The sequence below is a fragment of the Lentzea sp. CA-135723 genome (assembly GCF_050936595.1).
Taxonomy (GTDB): Bacteria; Actinomycetota; Actinomycetes; order Mycobacteriales; family Pseudonocardiaceae; genus Lentzea.
Genome location: NZ_JBNJMK010000003.1, coordinates 23472 through 47574, shown reverse-complemented (window position 1 = coordinate 47574; position 24103 = coordinate 23472). Strand labels below are relative to the sequence as shown.

Below are 24103 nucleotides of genomic sequence, written 5' to 3'. Positions count from 1 at the left end.
CAGCCACGGTCCGTAGGGCGACACCACCCATCCGGGTGCTCGTTCGTAGAGGCTACAAAATGTAGCCTCTACGAATGCCGGAGCGGGATCCCCCGAACCGGCACAAAGCCGGGACGGCGAGACCAGCAGCGGCAACATCACGTGCGGACAACACGTTGCCGCTCATCCTCCCTCAGGGAGCTCGCCGTCCCGGCCCGGACCTGGGACACGCCCCGGCGTCGAGGCACTGGCCTCGCATTCGCTCCGCCGGGGCGAGTCCCTCACGGACTCACATCTCGGGGTGGCCCAATGGCTCTACTCGAACGACTACGCGCCCGCCTGGACGGCCACAGGCGCGTTTCCTGCCGCACGGAGCAGGGCTTCAGGACCGTCATGCACGTGGTGCCCCTGCCGGGCGCCAAGGGCGTCCGGCTTGAAACCGGTGCCGGCAACTTCCTGCTGACACCGCTGGAGACCGGTCATCTGCGCGACCAACTCCGCGACGCGATCGAGACGTCCGCCGTACTGTCCGTTGAGGACACGAAGTGACGCGCGCTCAGGCGGATCTGTCCTTGACCGAGATGCTGGACATCATGCGCCGCAATGGTTACAGCCCTGTCGGCATGCCCGTTCCCGACAGCACGGTCGTTCATCCCGGCCTGGTGCGCCATCACTCCGGCCTGGCGACCCAGCTGGTGCTGCCGGTGTTCGGCGACGCCACCGTGACCCGTGTTCGGTGCAGCCTCGACACCGCCCAGCCCGGCCTGCTGATCACCTCGGTGGTGTTCACCTGGAGCGATACGCAGGAGAAGGTCGTGCGCTGGCTCATGGAGGAGGACGGCCTTCTGCCGATGACGGACGACCAGCCATGAGCACCGCCGACAACAAGCCCGCCGGGGCCGAGCTCGCCGAACAGCCAGCCGAGATGTCCCCAGACGAGGCCAAGGTCGCAGCGTTGCTGCACCTGCTGGACGACCGCTTCGGCATGGACAAGCTGCTGGAGGCGCGCGTGTGGACCGGCGGCAGGAGCAGCCGGGACGGCCACGGCAGCGGCTTCCCGAGAAGGATCGGCGACAAAGACGGCTGACCCGCAGATCTCCGGTAGTCCCCATCCCCCAAGGACTACCGGATCGACGGTGCCGGATGGACTCCCCCTTCCGTTCGGCGCCGTCACCCCGCAGCCCCAGAACCGTGTTCCCCCAACGGGTTCTGGGGCTGCGGCATATCCGAGCAACACCATCCGTCGTGCCGCACGGCAGGCACTCCCGAGGAGATCGACGTGCACCAGCTCGACCAGCTCGACCCCGCCAACCCGTTCGCCGATCAGGACTACTGGCGCTCCGGATGGCCGCCGCTGGACCGGATCACCGACGAGCACGTCGTCGAGGCGCTCACCGCCGCGATCGCAGACCGGGCGGCGGTCCTGGCCTCCGTGCGCGACGCCGCGCGGCCGCCGGTGTTCGACGACGTGCTGGAGATCGAGCGGGCCCATGACCTGCTGTGGCCGATCCAGCAAGCCTGGTCGGTGCTGCTCAAGACCGCGGGCAACCCCGACCGGCACCAGCTCAACGAGACGCTCGCGCCGCTGCGGGCCGACGCCGACGCCGCCGCGTGGCTCGACGCCGGCCTGGCCGCCCGCGTCGCCGAGCTGCACGACCGCCGTGACGAGCTCGGGCTCGGGCTCGACGAGCAGGACCTCGCGCTGCTCGACCGCGTGCACCAGGGCTTCCGGCAGGCCGGTGCGCACCTGAGCTCCGACGACAGGGAGACGCTGCGGGAGCTGGACGGGCAGCAGGCCCGGCTGCAGGCCGAGATCGAACGCCGCCTGGGCAGCGGCCTGGCGGCAGCGGCCGTGCACGTCATCGACCGCGCCGAGCTCGCGGGCCTGGACGACGCCGAGATCGCCGACGCCGCCACGGCCGCCGCCGACCGGGGACTGGCAGGCTGGCTGATCACCCAGTCCGGCGCGTCCGTGCCCGACGTCCTGGCCCGCCTGCACGACGCGGGCCTGCGCCGTCGCGTCTACGACGCCGCGTCAGCCCACGGTTCGAGCGGGGAGCACGACACCCGACACCTCGTGGTCGACCTGCTGCGGTTGCGGGCACGCCGGGCCCGGCTGCTGGGCTACTCCACCCACGCCGAGCTCGTGCACGCGGAGCTGACCGCCGGGTCGCTGGCCACAGTGCGGGGGCTGCTGCACCAGCTCGCGCCGGTGGCCGCGCGCCTGGCCGCCACCGAGGACGCTGCGCTGGGCCTCGACGGGCCCGTGCCGCCGTGGGACCGGCCGCTGCTGACCGCCCGCACCACCAGCACCGGCGGAGACGGGCAGGTCGACCCGCGCGAGTACCGCGAGTACCTCGCCCTGGACACGGTGCTGGCCGGGGTCACCGACCTGATCGACAGCAGGTTCGGTGTGCGGTTCCACGTGCGCGCCGACCTGCGGCCGCACGTGCCGCACGCGTGGGTGTGGCAGGCCACCGACACCATCGGGCGGCACCTCGGCCTGGTCCTGGTCGACCTGCACCGCCGCCCCGGCAAACGCGCCGGCGCGTGGACCACCGAACTCGTCGCCCAGAGCAGCCGCCGCGGCCGCAGGCCCGTCGTCTCCCTGTGCGCCAACCTGCCCGGCGCCGAGACCGGCACGGCCCCGAACGGCCAGGTGCTGCTGTCGCCGGGCCAGGCCGCGCAGTTGTGGCACGAGATGGGCCACGTCGTCCACGCGATGCTCTCCGAGGTGCGCCACCCCGGCGACGCCGGGCACGCCAGCCTGCCCCGCGACGTGATCGAGGTAACCTCCGTCGTCTTCGAGCACTGGGCCCTGGACCCCGCGGTGCTGCCCGGCTACGCCCGCCACCACATCACTGGCGACCCCATCCCCGACGCCCTCGTCGCGCAGCTCGCCGCGACCCGGCCCGGCGCCGGCGTCCGACTGGTCGAGGACGTCGCCGCCTCCCTGGTCGACCTGGCCCTGCACGACCTCGCTCCCGACCAGATCCCCGCTACCGACGACCTGGACCGGTCCGCCGCCCGCGTCCTGGCCGACGCCGGCCTCGACGACACCACCGTCCCGCTGCGCTACCCGATCGCCGCGTTCCGCCACATCACGGTCGGCGGCTACGACTGCCGGTACAACTCCTACCTGCTCGGCGACATCCTGGCGGCCCAGATCGATAAATGGGATGAATGCGTCTCCTGGATGAGGGAGACCATGGCCCTGGGGGCGCTCGGAGCCGACCGATTCCCCCTCCCGGACCCGGCCCCGTTCCTGGCAAGCCTCGGCGTCACCGATTAGGTTTCCGCAGTACAGGCCCGGTCCCGAGCGGCCGGGTCTGTGTCATGGCCGGGTTCGGCCGCGCATGCTGGTTGCCGAGACTGGCGCAGTTGCATCTGATGCATCGACTCTTCGCACGCCGGAAAGGCGTGGTGTCAGTTTCGGCAGGTGAGGGGCTTGCAGCGTGCCCTTTGTGGATGGCGTGTGACCTGCGTCTCGAAATCCGACGCAACGATGTTGCATTTGATACAACAACTCGTATGGGTGACCTGGCCCCTGGCGCGGCGGGGCTGGTGCTGGTCGGGAACGTGGTGCATCTCGACCAGGCCGCTGCGGTGTTCGAGGCGATGCTGGAGGGCTGGTCGCGGCAGCAGACCGCGCGGTTCCTGCGGCTGGACGGGATCGCGGCGCGGGTGCGGTTGATCCGCCGGTTGGAGAGGTTCTCGAACCAGTACCCGTGGCAGTGGACGCCGGCGGAGGGCGAGGCGTTCATCGCGTACCTGCGCGGCGGCGAGAGCGGCATCAAGTTGTCGACGGGGCGCTCCTACGAAACGACGATCACGTTGTTCGTGGAGTACCTGCTCGATCCGCGCTACGGGTGGGTGCAGGTCTGCGCCGAGCGGTTCGGCCAGACACCGCGGGAGGTGTTCCACGAGGGCAACTCGGTGCGGCACGTGGCGGAGTACGAGGGCGATCCGCGCCGACGGCCGTTGACCTACGACGAGGTCCAGGCCCTGTTCGACGCCGCCGACGCCCGGCCGGCGCAGATCTGGGGCAGGGGCCGCAAAGGCGCGCTGGGGGCAATGCGGGACGCGGCGGTGGTCAAGTCCGTCTACGCCTTCGGGCTGCGGCGCGCAGAGGCGTCCCGGCTGGACCTGGTCGACCTGCGCCGCAACCGCAAAGCCCCACAGTTCCGGGGCGCGGGCAGCCTGATGGTCCGCTACGGCAAGGCGTCACGGGGCGGGCCGTCGAAGCGCCGGACGGTGCTGCTGGTCCCGGAGATGGACTGGGCGGTGGAGACGCTGGAGCACTGGCTGACCGAGGTCCGGCCGACGTTCTCCCCAGGCCCGCACCCGGCGTTGTGGCTAACCGAACGGGTCGGGCGGCTGTCGCCGCGGTCGATCAACCAGGCGTTCACCGTCATCCGCGACGCCGCCGGGCTGGACCCTGCGCTGGACCTCCACTGCCTGCGGCACTCCTACGTCACGCACCTGATCGAGTTCGGCTACCCGGCGAGGTTCGTGCAGGAGCAGGTCGGGCACGCCCACGCGTCGACCACGTCGATCTACACCGGGGTGGGGAACGAGTTCCGCAACATGCTGTTGGAGGCGTCGTTGAAGGGCCGGCTGGGCGAGGACTGGGACGTGACCGGATGATCAGGAAGATGGGCTACCAGTGGCTGCTGCGGCAGCGCATGGCCGAGCAGGGCATGTTCCAGACCACGGACCTGGTTCCGCTGCTGGCCGAGCGGGGCGTGGTGCTCTCCCGCGAGCAGGTGTTCCGGCTGGTCACCCAGCCGCCGCAGCGGATGAGCATGGACACCCTCGTCGCGCTCTGCGACATCCTCGACTGCACCCCCAACGACCTGATCAAGCCCGAGGTGATCAGCCGGCAGATCCGTAAGACCGCGGGCGGCGACTCCGGCCCGCCGGATTCCGCGCCGGCCCCGGCGAAGCGCACGGTGGTCCGCCGCCCGGAGCGCCGCGGACGGCCGTGACCAGCCTGACCCCGGCGCAGCGCCGCCGCCGGCTCCAGGACGCCTCCCAGGTCCTGGCCGACGGCCTGCGGCGGGTCGTCGGCCCGGAGATGACCCCGGAACGGACGCAGGAGGTGCTGACGCGGGCCAAGGCGACGAACCCGGAGCGCGTTCTGCAGCTGGCGGGTTTCCTGGCCGTGCACCCGGCCGCGTTCACCGCGCCTCCGCCGGACTCCCCGCTGCTGCTGGTCCGGCTGCTGAGCACGCTGGCGGAGATGGGTCACGGCGACGCGGTCACCCTGCCGGCCTGCGCGGGCTGCGGCCACACCGGCCGTCACCTGCGCAATACCAACGCCGAGGGAGCCCGCGTCTGCGGTGGCTGCTACACCCGGCTCAATGCCCGGCCCTGCGACCGCTGCGGCGTCGTCCGCCGGACCGCCGCCCGCCGCCCGGACGGGCGGATCTGCCAGAGCTGCCGCAAGCAGGATCCCGACTATCAAAGGGAATGCGCCGGTTGCGGGCGCCTGCGCCCGCCCAACGCCCGCCGGGCCGACGGCAGCGTCCTGTGCCAGACCTGCACGACACGCCCGCGGCACGTCTGCTGCCGCTGCGGCGAACAGCGGCCCGCCCAGGCGCTCACCGACGACGGCCCGGTCTGCCGCCTCTGCCACCAGCAGCCCCACCGGCGCTGCGGCCTCTGCGGCGAGGTCGACCTGATCGTCGTCCGGGCGGCCGACGGCAACCCCGACATCTGCCAGCGCTGCTACCGCAACGAGGACGAGTGCGTGGTCTGCGGCCGCGTCCGCGACGGCAGCCGCCTGCACGGCGGCCCCTTCCACTGCCAGAGCTGCCGCCCCAGGTCGCAGCGCGCCTGCGCGCTCTGCGGCACGACCGCACGGATCACCGCGAACTGGCCGCTCGGCGCGGTCTGCACCCCCTGCTACGACCATCACACCCACCATCCCCGGCCCTGCCCCGGCTGCGGGACCACCCGAGTCCTTGTCGGCCGCGACGACACCGGCATCGTGGTCTGCGGGCCCTGCGTCGGTTCCGGCCTGACCTACTCCTGCCGGCGCTGCGGAGCCTCAGGCGAGATCCACAAGAACAGGCTCTGCGCCCGCTGCCTGGCCGCCGACCAGGTCCACGCCCTGCTCACCACAAGCGAGGGCACCGTCCACGCGCAGCTGAGGCCGTTGATCGAGGCGCTGACCGCGGTTCCGCGCGCCGCCGCGGTTCTGCAGTGGCTGCGCACCAGCCCCGCCGCGCCGCTGCTCGGCGAACTCGCGGCAGGCGGGGCGGAGATCACCCACGAGCTGGTCGACCGGCTTCCCCGCGACCGCAACACGGCCTCGGCCCGCCGGATGCTGGTCGCGGCCGGCGTCCTGCCCGACCGCAACGAGCCATTCGCCCAACTACGGCTCTGGTCGAAGGAGGAGCTGGCGGGGCTTCCCGCGCACCATCAGGCCGCCGTCCGGCCGTTCATCGAGTGGAAGGTCCTGCGCGACGCCCGCCGCCGCGCCGACCGCGGCCGCTACACCGACGGGGCGGCCTCCGGCGACCGCGCCGACGTCCGAGCCGCGATCGAGCTGATGCGCTGGCTCGACACCCACGACCTCACGCTGAGCACCTTCACCCAGGGCCACCTGGACACCTGGCTGGACGGCAACCGGAACCGGCTGCACAAGAGCAATCTATTCCTGCGCTGGGTGATCGACCGCCGACTCACCGACCGCCTGGAGATCCCCTCCATCCTCCGGAGCCGGCCCACGAGATTCCTCGACGGCGACGAGCACACCGCCCAGCTGCGACGTTGCCTCACCGACGAGACCCTGCCCCTCCCAGTTCGCATCAGCGCAGCGCTGACCAGGCTCTACGGCCTGCACAACGGCCGCATCACCGAGCTGACCACCGACCGGTTCCACCGCGACGACGACGGGGCCTACCTGACCATCGACCGCAACCCGGTCCTGCTCCCGCCCAGCCTCGCCCGCCTCATCGAACGCCAGATCGCCGAACCCGACCACCTGTCACTGCTCGACCGAGCTCTCGAACCCGAAACCCGCTACCTCCTGCCCGGACGCCACCCCGGACGACCCCGCACCGCCAACGGACTCACCCGACTACTCAACCGGTACGGCTTCCCGGTCGCCAGCGCCCGCAACACCGCCATGATCGAGATGGTCGCCGAACTCCCGCCCACGATCATCAGCGACCTGTTCGGCATCCACCCCAGCACCACCCACGCCTGGGCCAACTACGCCCAGGACAGCTGGGCCGACTACCTCGCCGCCCAGGACAAAACCACCTCACCAGCAGGCACACAGCCCTCGTAATCGACCGAACCGCACAACACCGGAACGCTGCCCGGTCCCGTTGGAGCAGGCCTGTGCTGTGTCTAGGTGGGTGTCACGATGACGATCTCGGTGACGATGACCGTCCTGTGAGCGATGAACTTCCCGCCCCGTCACCTAGGTCGTCAGCGCCAGGCGCGTTGCCCGTGCCCACACCATCGTCCGTACGGGAACCACTGCGGCCGATGCCAGCGCGCACGATCGCGTTGATCTCCGCCGGGATCTTCGTGTTCACCGCAGGGGTGGTGCTGGCGTTGTGGTGGGCCGGTACCGCCGGCCTATCCGGCCAGGCGCTGGTGACCGCCCGGTTCGACGCCCTGCGCACCGGGCTGAGCATCGGCATCGGCAGTGGCGGGATCTTTGCCCTCTACCTCGCCTGGCGCCGCCAGCACGCTACCGAGGTGGCCTTGCTCCAGAAGGAACGAGACCACGAACTCCAGCTCGACGTCACTGAACACACCCGTCTAGACGCCGAGGCACGTCGGGTCACCGAGCTCTACTCCAAGTCCTCCGAACAACTCGGCTCAGACAAAGCCCCGGTCCGGCTCGCGGGCCTGTACGCCCTGGAACGCCTCGCGCAGGACAACCCCGACCAGCGACAGACCGTGGTCAACGTGCTGTGCGCCTATCTCCGCATGCCCTACACCCTGCCCGTCGCCCCACCCGCCGACGACACAGACGAGGCCACCCGCACCCGCCACGACACCAGCCTGCAAGAACGCGAAGTCCGGTTCACCGCACAGAACATCCTCACCGGCCATCTCTACCCCGGACCCACACCCGACGACCCGATCCCGACCTTCTGGCCCGACACCGACCTCAACCTCACCGGCGCCGCCCTCATCGAATTCGACCTCGCCCACGGCCAAGTCCGCAACGCCCGGTTCGACAAGGCGACGTTCGCCGGGGACGCGCAGTTCGGCGGGACGATGTTCACCGGGACCGCCTGGTTTGCAGGGGCGATGTTCACCGGGGACGCCCGGTTCGACAAGGCGACGTTCGCCGGGGACGCGCAGTTCGGCGGGACGATGTTCACCGGGACCGCCTGGTTCGGCGGGGCGACATTCACCGGGGACGCGCAGTTCGGCGGGGCGAGGTTTGCCGGGACTGCCTGGTTCGGCGGGGCGATGTTCACCGGGGACGCCCGGTTCGATGGGGCGAGGTTTGCCGGGACTGCCTGGTTCGGCGGGGCGATGTTCACCGGGGACGCCCGGTTCGATGGGGCGACGTTCGCCGGGGACGCGCAGTTCGACAAGGCGACGTTCACCGGGACCGCCGATTTCGACAAGACGACGTTCACCGGGGACGCCCAGTTCGACAGGACGACGTTCACCGGGAACGCCGAGTTCGACGGGGTGACGTTCGGCGGGACCGCCCGGTTCAGCGGGGCGACGTTCACCACGACCGCCGTGTTCAGCGAGGCGACGTTCGCCGGGAAAGTCTGGTTCGACAAGGCGATTACGCGGCATCCCTTCTCGAACTCGAACTGGCCCGCTGGCTGGACACCTACCGATGACCACACACCGATCGGCGGCCGCGAGGGCACCTGGCATCTCCTCCAGCGCACATGAGAATTGCGCGCCGTCCAAACACCGCCTGGTTGCCAGTCACCATGGACGATCGCCTGGCGTGGATGAAAGAGATCATGACGCTCGGCGCGCTCGCGGCCGACCGATTCCCGGCCCCGGACCCGACCGCGTTCCTGCGCCAACTCGGCGTCACCAACTAGGTTCCCGCCACTCAGGCCCGGTCCGACGCGACCGGGCCTGAGTCGTGTCCAGGTGGAATGTCACGAGCACGATCTGCGGGGCGATGACCGTTCTGTGAGCGACGATCATCCGGCCCCGTCACCTCGGCCGCCCGCACCGAGAGCGCTGCCTGTGCCCACGCCGTCGTCGACGCGGCAGCCGTTGCAGCCGATGCCGGCGCGCACGATCGCGGTGATCTCCGCCGGGATCTTCGTGCTCACCGCCGCGGTGGTACTGGCGTTGTGGTGGGCCGGTACCGCCGGCCTGACCGGCCAAGCCCTCGTGACCGCCCGGTTCGACGCCCTGCGCACCGGCCTGAGCATCGGCATCGGCGGCGGCGGCATCTTCGCCCTCTACCTGGCCTGGCGCCGCCAGCACGCCACCGAAGTCGGCCTGGTCCAGAAAGAACGCGACCAGGCAGACGTCGCCCGCGCCTACGAACTCCAGGTCGACCTCGCCGAACACACCCGCCAGGTCGCCGAGCACAATCGGTTGCACGCCGAACGCGTCGCCGCGGCCACGGAGAAAGACGCGGCCGACAGGCGAGTGACCGAGCTCTACACCAAGGCCTCCGAACAACTCGGCTCGGACAAAGCCCCGGTCCGGCTCGCTGGGCTCTACGCCCTGGAACGCCTCGCCCAGGACAACCCCCACCAACGCCAAACCGTCGTCAACGTGCTCTGCGCCTACCTCCGCATGCCCTACACACTGCCCGGAAACCCACCCGACGACGACACCGACGAACCCACCCGCACCCGCCACGACACCAGCCTGCAAGAACACGAAGTCCGCCTCACCGCCCAACACATTCTCACCACCCACCTCAACACTGGCACTGACCCCGACCACCCCGCCCAGACCTTCTGGGCTGACACCGACCTCAACCTCACCGGCGCCGCCCTCACCGATTTCGACCTCCGCCACTGCCGAGTCCGCGACGCCCGGTTCACCAGGGCGACGTTCACCGGGGACGCCTTGTTCGAAAGGGCGACGTTCACCAGGGACGCCCTGTTCAACCTGGCGAAGTTCGCCGGGACCGCCCGGTTCGGCGGGGCGACGTTCGCCGGGACCGCCCGGTTCGTTGGGGCGACGTTCACCGGGACCGCGTCGTTCGGCGGGGCGACGTTCACCGGGACCGCCTGGTTGGCCGCGGCGACGTTCACCGGGGACGCCTGGTTCGGCGAGGCGACGTTCGCCGGGGACGCCTGGTTCGGCGAGGCGACCTTCACCGGGGACGCCTTGTTCGAAAGGGCGACGTTCACCAGGGGCGCCCTGTTCAACCAGGCGACGTTCGACGGGGACGCCCTGTTCAACCAGGCGACGTTCACCGGGACCGCCCAGTTCAGCGAGGCGAAGTTCACCGGGACCGCCCGGTTCGGCGAGGCGACATTCACCGGGACCACCCTGTTCAACCAGGCGAAGTTCACCGGGGACGCCCTGTTCAACCAGGCGAAGTTCACCGGGACCACCCGGTTCGAAAGGGCGACGTTCACCGGGGACCCCTGGTTCGATCAGGCGATTACGCGGCATCCTGTCTCGAACTCAAACTGGCCCGCTGGCTGGACACCTACCGATGACCACACACCGATCAGCGGCCGCGAGGGCACCTGGCATCACCTCCAGCGCTCATGAGAATTGCGCGCCTTCCGAACACTGCCTGGTTGCCAGTCGCCAGGGACGACAGCGTGTCGTGGATGCGGGAGATCATGACGCTCGGCGCGCTCGCAGCCGACCGATTCCCGACCCCGGATCCGGCGCCGTTCCTGGCCAGCCTCGGGATCGTCGACTGATGTCGCCGCCCCGGCTGCCGAACACCGCCGCTACGGTTGAGCACATGGCCTCCGAACCCGTCACCGCCGGGCAGTACCCGGAGCTCGCCGAGCACGAGCTCGTCAGCAAGCAGGGCGTCCAAGGCGGCTTCGTCGGCCGGGTCGTCGAGCAGAACGCGGCGTGCGGCACGTGCGGCCGCACCGACGCCACCGTCTACCAGGGCCCCCAGCACGGCCTGGCCCACGACGTCCCCGTGGACGGAGGCTTCACGACCGCACCGGTCGACCTGCAGCTCACCTGGTGCCCGGCGTGCGGACCGGCCGCGATGCGGCTGGTCGGCCCGGACGGCACCGAGCACACCGGCTGGTGAGCTGACCCCTCACTCATCATCCGTCCCAGCCCCAGAACCGTTGTCTCCCAACTGGTTCTGGGGCTGTGGCGTGTCTTCGGCAGGTGTGCCGAACACGAGCTCGTCGTGCCGCTTGCAGAGCAGCCGGACGCGGTGCCCGCGGCCGGGGAGACGCTCGCCCGAGACGGCCGACATGCCGCAGTGCCAGCAGCGCCCGCTCGACGCAGCAGCCACCCGCAGGACCCCCGTCATCGCACCCGCCTCCCCGTGATCGAGTGCTTCACGATGACGTCCTAGCGGCCGTGGCGCAGCGCGAAACCCACCGGTGCGTGCGGCCGACTCCCGGCGGAGCTCGGGAGAGATCCTTCGAACACCGCCTGGTTGCCAGGCACCAGGGACTTCCACGTGCCGTGGATGCGCGAGACCCTAAGTGTTTGTCTTTGAACCCTCGTCCATAGTGGACTTGCGGAACCGAGGACATGCGGGTCTTGCCGGGGCTGGTGGTGCTGGGCCAGCCGTTGGTCAGCTCGACACGCAGGTGGGACCCGTGGCGACCGTGGTGGGTGATCGAGCGCAACCCGCTGGGCGACGTGCGTCTGCGCGGTCGGCGTACCTGGGGCGGTGACGGGGGATATCCGATGCCGGTTGTGTGTCCTAATTTAGGACACTATGGTGTGTGGTGTGGCCAGGGGAGCAGCTCCAGGCCGGACCGGAAGGAACCGGGATGAACAGCACCAGCGACGCCCAGCAGTCCGACACCGCCCAGCAGTGCGGAACCGGGGTGAGCATGTTGCCCTGTCAGGGAGCCGCGGATCTGTTCCACCGCTATCCGGGCGAGTTCACCGAGCAGCCGGTCTACGTGGTGCTGGACTTGTGTTCCGGTTACCTGTACGCCGACTGGGCGGGCGAGATCTCCGGGACGCCGATCGAGGTCCACACCGGGTTCGTGCGGCGCTTCCCGATCCCGCCGCTGGCGGGAGAGGCAGCCAACCGCCTGCTGGCGGAGGTAGCGCCGCTGGCCGGGCGGATGCTGGCCGACTGGTCCAGGGAGTTCGATGGCCACAACACGGTGGCCGTGCTGGGGCCGGACGCGTCGGCGGCCGAGACCGAGATCGAGGCGTTGACCTCCTTGAGGGGGCAGGACGTGCCGATGGCGGACTTGGTGCAGGCATGGGACATCGAGGGGGCCACCAACGGCGGGGAGGTCGAGGAGTTCGGCATCACCGCCACGACCACCGATGGGCGCTTGGCGGAGATCGAGGCGGAGATCCTCCTCAGCCTCTCCTCGTGCGCGGAGGGCGCTCCGACGGTCTGCCCCGGCCTCGGCGGCTACCTGGAGGGTCTGCGCCAGGAACTGATCCACCAGCGCAACATCGAGCGCGGCATCGAGCGTGACCAGCGCTAACAGACTCATCCGGTGGTGGCCTGCTCCCTCGTGAAGGGGGCAGGCCACCACTCCTATGTCAGGAGACTGCGGCGATGACCGAAAACACCTACACCGACCCGCCCGGCATGCCCGAGGACGAGCGCATGACCCCCGGCGAGTTCCGGGTGGTCCGCGAGTTCCTGGGGCTCACCGGCGACTGGCTCGCCGGACACCTGGGCGTGGCCCCGCGCACCGTGCGCCGCTGGGAGCAGGGCGGCTACCCGATCCCGGACGGGGTCCGCCTGGAGATCGAGGACCTGGAGCACCGGACCGCCGAGTTCGTGCACCTGATCGCGCAGAAGCTGCTGGACATGCCCGAGCCGGGACTGGCGGTCTACCGCACCGACGCCGACTACCACGCCGCCACCCCCGACATCCGGTTTCCCGCGTCCTGGCACCGGGCCGTCGTCGCACGCATCGCTCTGGAAGTTCCGGCACTGCGCATCGACTACGCCGACCGGATCGCTGGTCAGGAGACCAGGCCGAGCCAGCCCGCGTAGGAGACGAGGTCGGGGTTCGCGCGGCGGTGCAGGCCGATCAGCACCGCGGTGGTCTCGCGGACCATCGGATGGAACCGGGTCTGTTGCGGGGCGATGCGTCTGGCGTGCTGCAGTTCGGTGAGCGCGCCGTGGCGATCGCCGTGCAGGAGACGGGCGCGGGCGAGGTCGATGTGGTGGTGCCCGCGACGGGTACGCGGCGTGGCCCGCGACGGCCGCCACCGCTCGGCCGCGGTGATCGCGGCGGCGCCGTCGCCGAGTTCGACGTGCGCGGCGACTTCGTGCGTTGTGGTGTTGGCAGGGCCGAAGGTCAGGCCGTAGCGGATCTGGTCGCCGGTGCCGAGCCGGTCGGCGAGTTCGCGGGCGGCGGTGAGGTGGTCGCGGGCAAGTTCGCCGTTGCTGGCGCGGGAGGCGAGGGTGACCGCGCGCAGGTGCAGCGATCCGTACACCACCAGCGCCTGCGGCGACGGGTCGCGCAGTTCGTCGTCCAGGGCGGCGCGCGCGGTGTCCATCAGCCGCAGGCCGTGGGCGTAGTCGCCGCCGCTCTGGAAGGACTGCGCCCGTGCCCACTGAGCCAGGCCGCCGGCGAGCGGGTCGCTGGTTCGCTCGGCGGCGTAGGCGAGCTTGTGTCCGATGCTCTCCGCCAGGTCCGGGTAGCCGAGCCGGTGGGTGAGGCTGTGGGCGGTGTGCAGTACCGCCACGAGCAGGGCGTTCGCCTCGGCCAGGGCCGCGGGATCGCCGTGGTGGGCGGCGGCGATCAGCTCTTCGAGCAGGCCGGGCAGCCGGGCGGCGAGCTTGCCGTAGTTGGCCGCCGCACGCAGGCCGGTCAGCGCCTTCACCTCGGCCGCGAGGTCGGGCAGCGGGCGCGGTGCCAGGTCGTCGGGCAGGTCGTAGCACCGCAGCACGGTGCGCAGCGCGTCGACGTCGCGGTGCATCCGCTCGTCGCGGCGGGTGTCGCTGTAGGGCTGGCCGGACAACTGCTCGACCGGAATACGCAGGGCACGGGCGCAGGCGGTGAGCAGAGCGTGGCTGGCTGGGCGGTCACCTGCCTCGACCTTGCCGAGCAGGCTCTTCGAGACGTTCGCGCGGGTGGCGAGCTTACGTTGCGTCCAGCCTGCGGCCTTGCGCTGCAGGGCGATGACCTCACCGGTGGCCTGCGGCCCGCCGGCTGGTGCAGGAGTTGCTTTGTTCGTCATGCCCGCCTCCATGCCCGCGACCTGTGTCCAAGGGTAGGCGGAACAGCGACGCCTCGATGTCACGAGACGGAGGCGTCATGTGACGGTGTGCGACTTTTGTGCGACTTCGACGACGGCCAGTGTGGTGGCCTGGCCGAGACGACGACCGCGCGGAGAACGCGGGATCGCATGACCAGAAAAGAGGCAGCGATGACGACCACGGCGCCACCACGGTTGAACTTCCTGTGGCTCAACATCACCAACAACTGCCAGCTCGCCTGCACGCACTGCTACGCCGACTCCGGGCCGACCGGCACGCACGGCACGATGAGCGTCGACGACTGGATCACGGTGCTGGACCAGGCCGCCGAGATCGGCGTGACCGCGGTGCAGTTGATCGGCGGCGAGCCGACCCTCTACCCACAGATGAACAGCATCGCGTTGCACGCGTTGTCGCTGGGCATGACGGTCGAGGTCTACAGCAACCTCGTGCACGTCACCGAGGAGATGTGGGCACTGTTCACCACACCAGGCGTGACCCTGGCGACCAGCTACTACTCCGACGACGCCGCCGAACACGACGTGATCACCCAACGCCCCAGCCACGCCCGCACCCGCGCGAACATCGCCAAAGCCCGCCAACTCGGCATCGAGTTGCGCGCCGGCGTCGTGCAGGTTCTCGACCAGCAGCGCGTCGAGCAGGCCCGCACCGACCTGGTCGACCTCGGCGTTCCCGGCACCGGGTTCGACCGGATGCGCGAGGTCGGCCGTGGCGCCCAGAACGCGGACACCACGGCAGAAGAGCTGTGCGGGGCCTGTGGCGACGGCCGCGTGGCCATCAACCCGGACGGCGAGGCCACGGTGTGCGTGTTCGCCGGCTTCACCCAGCCACTGGGCAACGTGCGCACCACGCCGCTGTACGACCTCGCCGCCTCCCTGCCGCAGGCCCGCGACACGCTGGTCTCCCAGGGCATGCCCGACCGGCGCGCGATGGGCACAAGCTGCAACCCCGACAGCGGAGGCGGCACGTGCTACCCCCAGAACTGCATGCCCGCATGAGACCCTGAAACCCATGACGGCCACCGAGGTTGCAGGCGCCGTACCGTCCCGCGAGGAGATGGACGGCACCCTGCGCACGGTGGCTGTCCGCTTCGGCCTCACGATCACCGGCCGTCCGATCTACGGGTGGCGATACCGGTCCGCAGGTGCCGTCGCCACAACCCGCGACGGCACCCGACGCTGGCTGCGCGTGGGCACCGAACGCGAACGCGACCTCGGTCCCTTCTGGACCGGCACCCTCGACGCCAACACCATCACCGGCATCGCGAAACCCGAAGTGCTCGCCACCGACGAGTGGGCGCTACCGCACGCTGGACGCCGGGTGCGGGCGGACGTGACGACCTGGATGCCCGGCACACCCTGCTCGGCCGCCGAAGTCCTGCGCACACCGCTGCACCTGCCCGACCAGTGGTGGAGCGAGCTCACCAGCACGGTCACCACGATCCGCGCCACCTCGACCAGCCGCTACAACGACGGTCGCCCTCGTGAGGGCCGCGTCCGCACCGTGTTCGGCGACCAAGCCGCCGACGCGGTCCGCGCGGTCACCGACCGCGCCACCCAGCACGGCGACCTGCACTGGGCCAACCTCCAGCACGGCCCGTTCGCCTTGCTCGACTGGGAGATGTGGGGCTCCCACGCCGCCGGCGGCGACGAGGCCATGCTCTACCTGCGCAGCCTGCTCGTCCCCGCCACCGCCGACCGCCTCCGAAGTCTGTTCGCCGACATCCTGGACAGCCCGGCCGGACGGGCAGCACAGATCCGCGCCGCCGCCGCCCTGCTGCACCGCGCCGACGAACACCCCGACCTCGTCGAACCACTGCGCCAGCACGTTCGTCCGCTGCTGGAGAAGCTGGGCACCAAGAGCGTTTGGTGAGAGGCAGCAACAGTTCGCCGTCTTCTTCGATGACCAAACGGCGCAGCTGTCCAGCGCGCGGTGCTGGGCGATCTGGACGGCGCCAGGGGTCGCCCCGACAGCATCAGCGGTTTCTTCGGCGTTCAAGCCCACCACGACGTGCAGCACAAGGATCTCCCGCTGCTTGTCCGGCAGCAGGTGCAGCACCTGCGTGAGCTTGCTGCTCAGCTCGTCCTGGATGCGGCCGTCCTCACGATTCGCTGGGATGTCACCGGCAGCAACGCCCTGCGCTGCGACAAGGACGACGTACTGGCCTTCGCAGATCTCACGCCGCGGTAAGGAGTGCGCCTGCTTGCCGCACGGGCTCCGTAACACCGGTGCTGACTCGGCCGATCAGCCCAGCACAGTGTCCGCCTGGGGAGGCTCGCATGCGCCGCTTGGTACCGCTGCCGCGCTGGCTGCGCCGCACGACCGCGTTCATCCCGCTGGCCGTGCTGACCGGGTGCCCAACGGCGGTGTTCCTGGTCCACCCAGCCCTGATCAACGTCATCACCGTGCCGCTGGCACTGCTCGCGACCGGCGTCGGGATTTGGGTAGTGCGCGTGGACCTACGCGCGGATCGGCACGCCACACCCTCCATGGCCGCCCGATACCGCGCCCTGGCCCAGTTGCTCGACGACGCCGACGACCGCGAGGTACGGCTCGATCCCGAGCGCCGGTTCTCGATCCTGCTGCGCGACGAGTCCCTCGCCACCGGGTCGGGCCGGCGGGCGCTGCTGCGGTTCGATCAGGCCGAGCTCGACCGCGCGGGGCACGACGGCGTCGCCACCCCCGTGGTGTTCGACCACTTCTCCCTCGACCCGGTGCGACCGGTGGTCCGGCACTGGTTCGGCGCGGTCACCATCACCCGCGACCAGGACGGCCGCACCTACATCACCGACATCCCGCAGCCCCACCACGACAAACGCGCCGCCTCCGAAGCCGCCCGGCTGCTCACCACCACCGCCGCCGACATCGCGGAGCTGGACGACCTTGACGTCCTGATCATCCAGATCCAGACAGCCACCGCCATCACGCCGTAAGACTCCTCCAGAACACGACGGCTGGTGCCCGGTACCAGAGGTCCTCGGCGAGTCAGGTCGCAGGTCCGGCCAGCCCGGCTGTGAGCTGGTCGAGGCGGTCGGCGAGCAGGTTGATCGAGCCCCGGTCCCGTTCGAGGACGCCGCGCACGAGTAGGGCGTTGCTGCGTTTGGCGATCTTGCCGTAGCGGTTCCAGGCTCCAGGGCTGAGGACGATGTTGAGCATGCCGGTCTCGTCCTCGAGGTTGAGGAAGGTGACGCCGCCGGCGCTGGGCGGGCGTTGGCGGTGGGTGAGCGCGCCGCCAACGAGAACGCGGGTGCCGTGCGGGATGTATGCGAGGGCGGAGATGGGGAGCGCGTCGAGGGCGGCGAGGTGGTCGCGGACGAGTTCGATCGCGTGGGTGTCAGGGCTGATGCCGGTGGCCCACAGGTCCGCGCACACAAGGTCCCAGGTGGTCATGCCGGGTAGGGCGGGGGCGGTGTTGCCGATGGTGGTGGTGGCCGGGAGCTGGTTGGCGCTTTCGCGGGCGGGCAGCGCGACGTTCCACAGCGCGGTGCGCCGGTCTGCGCTGAAGGCGGCGAGCGCGCCGGCGGTGGCGAGGGCTTCGAGGTGGGGTTCGGTGAGGCGGGTGCGGCGGCCGATGTCGGCGAGGCCTTGGTAGGGGCCGTGGGCGAGGCGGTCGTCGACGACCTGCTGGGCGAGGTCGTCTCCCAGGCCGCGCACTGCGGCGAGGCCGAGCCGTACGGCGTGCCCGCCGACGCTGCCGGCGTGGGGTTCGAGGGTGGCGTGGGCGAGGCTGCGGGTGATGTCAGCGCCGAGGGTGATGACGCCGTGGCGGCGGCCGTCGGCGACCAGCGAATCAGGGCTGTAGAAGCCCATCGGCTGGGCCCTCAGCAGCCCGGCGAGGAACGCGGACGGGTAGTAGAGCTTGAGGTGCGCGCTGACAAACACGTGGTGCGCGAACGACAACGCGTGAGAGAGCGGGAAACCGTACCCGCTGAACGCCTTCACCTGCTGGTAGATGCGGTCGGCGACCGGGCCGCTGATTCCGTTGTGCGCCATGCCTTCGTAGAACCGGTCGCGCAGCAGCTCCATTTTGGACTCGCTGCGTTTGGAGCCCATCGCGCGGCGCAGCTCGTCGGCCTCGGTCGCGGTGAACCCGGCGACGTCGACGGCGATCTGCATGACTTGCTCCTGGAACAGCGGCACCCCGAGGGTGCGGTCCAGGGCGTTGGCGAGCAGCAGGTGAGCGTGCTTCCAGGCCTTGCCGTTGCGGCGTTCGATGTAGGGGTGCACCGAGCCACCCTGGATCGGGCCGGGCCTGATGAGCCCGACTTGCACGGCGAGGTCCCAGAAGTTGCGGGGCCGGACGCGGGGCAGCGCGCCCATCTGCGCGCGGCTCTCGACCTGGAACACGCCGACGGTGTCGCCGCGGCCGAGCATGTCGTAGACGGCCGGGTCGTCGAGGTCGAGGTGAGCGAGGTTGAGCTGGACGTCTTGGTGCTCGGCGACGAGGTCGACGGCGTAGCGGATGGCGGAGAGCATGCCGAGGCCGAGCAGGTCGAACTTGACCAGGCCGATTACGGCGCAGTCGTCCTTGTCCCACTGCAGCACGGTGCGGCCAGGCATGCGGGCCTGCTCGACCGGCACGATCTCCGACACCGGCCGGTCGGCGATGACCATGCCGCCGGAGTGGATGCCCAGGTGCCGCGGTGCCCCCTCGATCTGCGCGGCCAGATCCAGCACGGCGGGCGGGATACCGGGGTGGCCCTCGGCGCCCAGCGGGGTCCACGCGTCGATGTTCTTGGACCAGGCGTTCTGCTGACCGGGGGAGTGCCCGAGGGCGCGGGCCATGTCGCGCACGGCAGAACGGGCCCGGTAGGTGATGACGTTAGCGACCTGAGCGGCGTGGCGGCGGCCGTGCTTTTCGTAGACGTACTGGATGACCTCCTCACGGCGATCGGACTCGATGTCGATGTCGATGTCGGGCGGCCCATCGCGTTCGACGGACAAGAACCTCTCGAACAACAGCCGCCACCGCACGGGGTCGACGTTGGTGATGCCCAGGGCGTAGCAGACCGCCGAGTTCGCGGCGCTTCCTCTTCCCTGGCAATGGATCCGCCGTTCGGTGCAGAACCTGACGAGGTCGCGCACCACGAGGAAGTAGCCGGGAAACCCGAGGTGGTCGATGACGCGCAGCTCGCCGTCTATCTGCGCCCAGGCCTTCGTGTTGTGCTCGCGCGGCCCGTAGCGGCCGGCGGCGCCGCGTTCGGTGAGCTCACGCAGCCAGCTCGACTCGGTGTGGCCGGGCGGCACGTCGAACGGCGGCAGCTTCGGCGCCACGAGCTCCAGCGGGAACACGCACTCCATGCCGATCACGGCGGCGTTCGCGACCGCGGCCGGGTACCGGCGCATCCGGTGCCGCATCTCCGCCCCGCTGCGCAGGAACGCCGCCGGCGCCGGGGGAAGCCAGCCGGCCATCTCGTCGAGCGAGGATCGGGCCCGCACCGCGGCCATCGCCGCGGCGAGCCGCCCGCGTGCCGGGGCGGCGAAGTGCGCCTGGGTGGTCGCCACGACCGGCACGCGCGCCCGTTCGGCCATCGCGGCCAAGACGTCGTTGCGGCGGCTGTCGCCCGGCAGGCCGTGGTCGGTGAGCTCCACCGCGACGTGCCGGTGCCCGTAGACGTCGATCAACCCGAGCAGCGCCTCCCACGCGGCGGCCGTGTCGCCAGCCTCCAGCGCCTGGCGCACCGCGCCCTTGCGACAGCCGGTCAGCACCAGCACCTTGCCGACGAGCTCGTCGGCGACCTCCTCCAGGTCGTAGACCGGCCGGCCTTTCTCGGCGCCCTCGCGCAGGTGCGCCGAGCTGATCACCCTGCACAACGCCCGATAACCGTCCAGCCCCCGTGCCAGCACCAGCAGGTGCGTGCCCTCCGGGTCCGGCACCCCGGTCTGCGGCGCGGACAGGCCCAGGCTGAGCTCGGCGCCGTAGAGGGTGTGCACGCCGAGCTCGCGCGCGGCCTCGGCCATCCGCACCACCCCGTACATGCCGTCGTGGTCGGTCAACGCGATCGCATCTAGCCCCAGCCGCGCCGCCTGCTCCACCAACTCCTCCGGCGAGGACGCGCCGTCGAGGAACGAGAAGGTCGAGTGCACGTGCAGCTCGGCATAGGGCACGCGACGCGACGGCATGGACTGGACGACTGGGCGGCCGCGCAGATCTGGCGGCGGCACGTAGGTGCCGCGCGTACGCGACCACGCGGCAGTGCCCTCGGCCAGCTCGGTGTGCCGGCGCATCGTCTCGGACGAGTCCGAAGTGGACGTCATGTGGGCAGGCCTCCCTTACAGCAGCACGAAGCGCTGAGGGGAAGTCAGCCGCGAACACCACCTATCTGGTCGAACGCGTGTGCGATTTTGCGTGAACCGGCCTACCACGTCAAACGCGCCGCGGCGGCACCTGGGCGGCGCCCGCCGGTCAGATCGCGATCAGGTGTCTTAAGGCTTCTGTGTTTGCTGTCTTGCCTCGTCAACGCTGCCGTGTGCCGCGACGTGGTCGACGAGTTCGACAACCTGGTCCAAGAGGGCGTTGAGCTCCTCAGCATCTGGCAGCGATCCTCCATCGCTGTACCGAGCGGCGGGGCGGAGACTGTCCAACCGCTTCATCTGCGGCAGCCGCCACCGGGTCAGTCGGTTGTCGGCGGGTGCAGGTAGACGCTGGACGGGCCGCGGTCGGGACGCAGTCCCCGCCAGGACGGATGCCGCAAGCGACCGTCCGCCGTCCGTTGCCGGTACTCGACCTCGCCCACCAGAACCGGCTCGACCCAGCGTGCGTCACGGGCGTGCTCACGCGGTACCTCGATGTCGAACGGACTGGTGGACCGCGACGTCCGCTCCAGCCTCCGCTGCAGGTCGACGAGTACGTTCCGGCTGAACCCGGTTCCGACGTGGCCGACGTAGACCAGCCGGTCCTGGTCATCGTGGGCGCCGAGAAGCAGAGATCCGATCGTGCCCGCGCGGTTGCCCTGCCCAGCGCGCCACCCTCCGATGATGACCTCCTGGGTGTAGCGGAACGGCGTCTTCACCCAGGACGGCGTCCGCCGGCCGGGCTCGTACCGCGACTTGACCTGCTTCGAGACGATGCCCTCGAAGCCGTACTGGCTCGCCACGTGCAGCACGTCCGCCGGATCGGTGTCCATGAAGCTCGGCGGCACCTGCACCGCGTGGTTGCCCGGCAGTTCCAGCTCCACGAGCAGGGCGCGGCGGGCGTCGTACGGCGTGGTGAGCAGTGACCGCCCGTCCAGGTACAGCAGGTCGAACACGAAGTAGGCGATCCGCGGCCGCAGCTCCCGTACGCTGGCGCCGATCCGGTCGCGTTGTTGCAGCAGCTCGAAGTTCGGCCGCCCGTGCTCGTCCAGGGCGACGATCTCCCCGTCGAGCACGGCGGTGCGGTGGTGCAGGAGTTCGGGCAGGACGTTCAGCTCGGGGAACCGGTGCATGAAGTCGAGGTCGTTGCGGCTGAACACGCGCACGCCGTGGCCCTCGCAGTGCGCGACTCCCCGGTACCCGTCCCATTTGAACTCGACGGCCCAGCCGTCGTCCTGCGGTGGGACGCCCGGCGTGGCCAGCATGGGCCGGATGAGGTCCAGCGGCTTGCCCGCGGGCGCGGCACTTCCCATCAGGCAACCCTCCTTCGCGCATTCCTTCAGTCATGGTCGGCGAGAATCGGCCTGGTCGCGATACGTAGCGCACCTGCGCGACGAGGTGACCACCGTCTGCGCGAGCCCCGAAATCCAATCGCGGAGCGGCTACGAGCGCAGGACGCTGACAGTGCCGCTCTCGCTCCGTCGCGCGTGCAGACGTGCGGTCACGAAGATGCGCTCGGCGGCGATGCTGCTCGCGTGAGCGACGAACGCCCTGCCTTGCCACCCCGTTCGTCTTCGTCCGGGCCGGTTCCTGTGCCCACGTCAACGTCCACGTGAGGTGAGAGGACAGAGACTTCCGTCGGCTTCGTGAACGTCACGAGCATCTCGGTCAGGCGGAGAACCAGGCGATGGCCAGTCCAACCAACGTGGACGCCAGCGGCCCCACTTTGTCCACCAGCACGGTGACCTGCAGGGATTGCACTCGGAATCGCCGTCAACGTTACCGGCTTGAGCTCAGCGGAAAGCACCAACGACGCCAGCCGATGCCAGCCGCGCACCGTACGTGACCAGCGCTTATCTCATGTCCGCGCTATCAGCGCGCGCCGCTGGAGGCCTGGAACGACGACGTCACACTGTTCACCTGCTCCTCTCAGGGGAGTCGTCAGGTGACCAACTGGGATCGGAGCTAGACCATGAACGAAACGCCACTCGTGAGCCAACGCAGTGCGCTCGTCCTGCTCATCGCGGGTCTCGTCGCCGTTGCGCTGGGCGTCCTGATCTACGCCCAGTTCCACAACGCGCCGGGGGCGTTCATCGCCGCCATCGTCGGATTCGGTGGCGCCATCGCGATCGTGCACAAGCTCATCAGCACCGAGCAGTGATGAGCAGTTTGGTGAGGCCGTTCATGATCGCCGAGTCGGTACGGCCCGGCGGGTTGGCGGTGGCGAGGCGGGCGTGGGGCCAGCGGGTGGTGAGCTGGGTGAGGCTGATCTCGGCCTCCATGCGGGCGAGTGGGGCGCCGAGGCAGAAGTGGATGCCGTGGCCGAACGAGGTGTGCGTGCTGGACGAGCGGTGCAGGTCGTAGGTGTGGGCGTGCGGGGTGGTGGCGGGGTCGCGGCCGGCGGCGCCGAGGTTGATGAGCACGACCTCGTCGGCGGGCAGGGTCTGGCCGTCGACGTCGATGGGCCGGGTGCTGGTGCGGTGGGTGGCGTGGCGGACCGGCGGGTCCCAGCGCAGGGTCTCCTCGATGGCCGCGGGGACCAACTCAGGCCGCTCGGAGACGGCCTGCCAGCGGGCGGGCTCGGTGAGCAGCGCGTAGACGGTGTTGCCGATCAGGTTGGTGGTGGTCTCGTGGCCGGCGACGATGAGCAGCATGGCCATCGCGATCAGCTCGTCGGGGGTGAGCCGGTCGGTGGTGCCGGTGGCGGCGAGCGCGCCGAGCAGGCCGGTGGTGTCGCCGCGGCGGCGGGTGTCGGTGATGAGGTCGTGCAGGTAGCCGGTCATGGCCTGGGAGGCGGGCACGGTGACGGTCTCGTCGTCGCCCATGAGCTGTTCGGTCCACTCGCGCAGCTGGTGGTGGTCGGCGGCGGGGGCGCCGAGCAGTTCGCAGATGACGGTGATGGGCAGCGAGTAGGCGATGGCGCGGACCAGGTCGACGGGCCGGCTGGTGTCGGCGGCGTCGAGCAGGTCGCGGGTGATGCGTTCGATGCGCGGCCGTAGTTCGGCGACGCGGTGGGGGGTGAACGCGGCGGAGACGAGGTGGCGCAGGCGGGTGTGCCGGGGCGGGTCGGACATCAGCATGGACGGGCCGTGCATGGCGGTGAGCTCGCCCGGTCCGAGCTGGGCGCGGATGATCGCGGCGAGCCGGTCGGAGTCCTTGCTCAGCGCGGGGTCGGCCAGCAGTGCGCGGGTGCGTTCGTAGCCGGCGGTGATGACGGAGATCCGCAGCCCGGAGGGCAGCAGCGCCTGGTGCACGGGGCCGTGGCCGCGCAAGGTGTCCTCGACGTCGTGGTGCTGGTGGCCGCGATGCCCGGTGATCACGGCTTGGGCCAGGTCCTCGTTGGTCAGCATCGCGCCGGTCCCCCTTTGTGCATGGGCTCTCACCAGCCCAGATCGTTTGGGTAGTGCCTGAGAGCAACGTTACGTACGCGTACAGCGACCAATTCCGCCGAACACCCAGCCGATTCCTGATCAGCTGGGCTAATTT

Annotated in this window: 21 protein-coding genes and 1 pseudogene; 17 read left to right on the top strand and 5 right to left on the bottom strand. The window is 70.3% G+C overall.

Annotation, left to right across the window (positions count from 1 at the left end):
* The first annotated feature begins 288 nt into the window (after positions 1 to 288).
* From ACQEU1_RS45015 to ACQEU1_RS44955, 13 genes are all read left to right on the top strand, one after another.
* Positions 289 to 528 carry a hypothetical protein gene (locus tag ACQEU1_RS45015; protein ID WP_433217246.1) on the top strand — a complete coding sequence of 80 codons (240 nt, stop codon included), beginning with the start codon at positions 289 to 291 and terminating at the stop codon, positions 526 to 528.
* A complete protein-coding gene (locus ACQEU1_RS45010; RefSeq protein WP_433217243.1) occupies positions 525 to 851 on the top strand; it encodes a hypothetical protein in 327 nt (108 codons plus the stop codon). Before ACQEU1_RS45015 ends, ACQEU1_RS45010 begins: the two co-directional genes overlap by 4 nt.
* A complete protein-coding gene (locus ACQEU1_RS45005) occupies positions 848 to 1066 on the top strand; it encodes a hypothetical protein (RefSeq protein WP_433217240.1) in 219 nt (72 codons plus the stop codon). The genes ACQEU1_RS45010 and ACQEU1_RS45005 overlap by 4 nt, the downstream gene beginning before the upstream one ends.
* Positions 1067 to 1258: 192 nt before the next feature.
* Positions 1259 to 3271 carry a M3 family metallopeptidase gene (locus ACQEU1_RS45000; RefSeq protein ID WP_433217237.1) on the top strand — a complete coding sequence of 671 codons (2013 nt, stop codon included), beginning with the start codon at positions 1259 to 1261 and terminating at the stop codon, positions 3269 to 3271.
* A gap of 239 nt (positions 3272 to 3510) precedes the next feature.
* Complete coding sequence (locus ACQEU1_RS44995; protein WP_433217234.1) at positions 3511 to 4626, top strand: tyrosine-type recombinase/integrase; 1116 nt, start codon at positions 3511 to 3513, stop codon at positions 4624 to 4626.
* Entirely contained in the window at positions 4623 to 4967 is a 345-nt protein-coding gene (locus ACQEU1_RS44990; RefSeq protein WP_433217231.1) for a helix-turn-helix domain-containing protein, read from the top strand. Before ACQEU1_RS44995 ends, ACQEU1_RS44990 begins: the two co-directional genes overlap by 4 nt.
* Positions 4964 to 7279, top strand: a complete 2316-nt coding sequence (locus ACQEU1_RS44985) for a hypothetical protein (RefSeq protein WP_433217228.1) — start codon at positions 4964 to 4966, stop codon at positions 7277 to 7279. The genes ACQEU1_RS44990 and ACQEU1_RS44985 overlap by 4 nt, the downstream gene beginning before the upstream one ends.
* Positions 7280 to 7482: 203 nt before the next feature.
* On the top strand, positions 7483 to 8868 hold the full coding sequence (locus tag ACQEU1_RS44980; RefSeq protein ID WP_433217225.1) for a pentapeptide repeat-containing protein: 1386 nt from the start codon (positions 7483 to 7485) through the stop codon (positions 8866 to 8868).
* Between the two features lie 309 nt (positions 8869 to 9177).
* Positions 9178 to 10677 (top strand): pentapeptide repeat-containing protein, encoded by a 1500-nt coding sequence (locus ACQEU1_RS44975; RefSeq protein WP_433217222.1) that lies wholly within the window; start codon positions 9178 to 9180, stop codon positions 10675 to 10677.
* 29 nt (positions 10678 to 10706) lie between these two features.
* Complete coding sequence (locus ACQEU1_RS44970) at positions 10707 to 10835, top strand: hypothetical protein (RefSeq protein WP_433217220.1); 129 nt, start codon at positions 10707 to 10709, stop codon at positions 10833 to 10835.
* Positions 10836 to 10879: 44 nt separating this feature from the next.
* Entirely contained in the window at positions 10880 to 11185 is a 306-nt protein-coding gene (locus ACQEU1_RS44965) for a hypothetical protein (RefSeq protein WP_433217217.1), read from the top strand.
* Positions 11186 to 11888: 703 nt separating this feature from the next.
* Positions 11889 to 12569, top strand: coding sequence for a hypothetical protein (locus ACQEU1_RS44960; protein WP_433217214.1), 681 nt, complete (start codon positions 11889 to 11891; stop codon positions 12567 to 12569).
* A 74-nt stretch (positions 12570 to 12643) separates the two neighbouring features.
* The gene (locus tag ACQEU1_RS44955) at positions 12644 to 13090 is read left to right on the top strand and encodes a helix-turn-helix domain-containing protein (protein ID WP_433217211.1); all 447 of its coding nucleotides are present in this window, start codon (positions 12644 to 12646) and stop codon (positions 13088 to 13090) included.
* Here the strand turns inward: ACQEU1_RS44955 and ACQEU1_RS44950 are convergent.
* Entirely contained in the window at positions 13060 to 14283 is a 1224-nt protein-coding gene (locus ACQEU1_RS44950; RefSeq protein ID WP_433217208.1) for a helix-turn-helix domain-containing protein, read from the bottom strand. The two genes, ACQEU1_RS44955 and ACQEU1_RS44950, sit on opposite strands and share 31 nt — an antisense overlap.
* Positions 14284 to 14472: 189 nt before the next feature.
* On the opposite strand from ACQEU1_RS44950, the gene ACQEU1_RS44945 reads away from it, so the two are divergent.
* Positions 14473 to 15321 (top strand): radical SAM/SPASM domain-containing protein, encoded by an 849-nt coding sequence (locus ACQEU1_RS44945; RefSeq protein WP_433217205.1) that lies wholly within the window; start codon positions 14473 to 14475, stop codon positions 15319 to 15321.
* Positions 15322 to 15334: 13 nt separating this feature from the next.
* Positions 15335 to 16195 (top strand): aminoglycoside phosphotransferase, encoded by an 861-nt coding sequence (locus ACQEU1_RS44940; protein WP_433217252.1) that lies wholly within the window; start codon positions 15335 to 15337, stop codon positions 16193 to 16195.
* Between the two features lie 51 nt (positions 16196 to 16246).
* Here the strand turns inward: ACQEU1_RS44940 and ACQEU1_RS44935 are convergent.
* A pseudogene (locus ACQEU1_RS44935) lies at positions 16247 to 16378 on the bottom strand (sigma factor-like helix-turn-helix DNA-binding protein); the annotation flags it as partial.
* A 224-nt stretch (positions 16379 to 16602) separates the two neighbouring features.
* On the opposite strand from ACQEU1_RS44935, the gene ACQEU1_RS44930 reads away from it, so the two are divergent.
* Positions 16603 to 17256, top strand: coding sequence for a hypothetical protein (locus ACQEU1_RS44930; protein ID WP_433217202.1), 654 nt, complete (start codon positions 16603 to 16605; stop codon positions 17254 to 17256).
* Between the two features lie 52 nt (positions 17257 to 17308).
* Here ACQEU1_RS44930 and ACQEU1_RS44925 read toward each other — a convergent pair whose 3' ends face one another.
* Both ACQEU1_RS44925 and ligD read right to left on the bottom strand, forming a co-directional pair.
* On the bottom strand, positions 17309 to 20551 hold the full coding sequence (locus tag ACQEU1_RS44925) for an error-prone DNA polymerase (RefSeq protein WP_433217249.1): 3243 nt from the start codon (positions 20549 to 20551) through the stop codon (positions 17309 to 17311).
* 386 nt (positions 20552 to 20937) lie between these two features.
* On the bottom strand, positions 20938 to 21930 hold the full coding sequence (gene ligD, locus ACQEU1_RS44920; RefSeq protein WP_433217199.1) for a non-homologous end-joining DNA ligase: 993 nt from the start codon (positions 21928 to 21930) through the stop codon (positions 20938 to 20940).
* Between the two features lie 659 nt (positions 21931 to 22589).
* Here ligD and ACQEU1_RS44915 point away from each other — a divergent pair.
* Positions 22590 to 22778, top strand: coding sequence for a hypothetical protein (locus tag ACQEU1_RS44915; protein WP_433217196.1), 189 nt, complete (start codon positions 22590 to 22592; stop codon positions 22776 to 22778).
* Here the strand turns inward: ACQEU1_RS44915 and ACQEU1_RS44910 are convergent.
* Positions 22762 to 23967 carry a cytochrome P450 family protein gene (locus ACQEU1_RS44910; RefSeq protein ID WP_433217193.1) on the bottom strand — a complete coding sequence of 402 codons (1206 nt, stop codon included), beginning with the start codon at positions 23965 to 23967 and terminating at the stop codon, positions 22762 to 22764. The genes ACQEU1_RS44915 and ACQEU1_RS44910 overlap by 17 nt on opposite strands.
* Between the last annotated feature and the right edge of the window lie 136 nt (positions 23968 to 24103).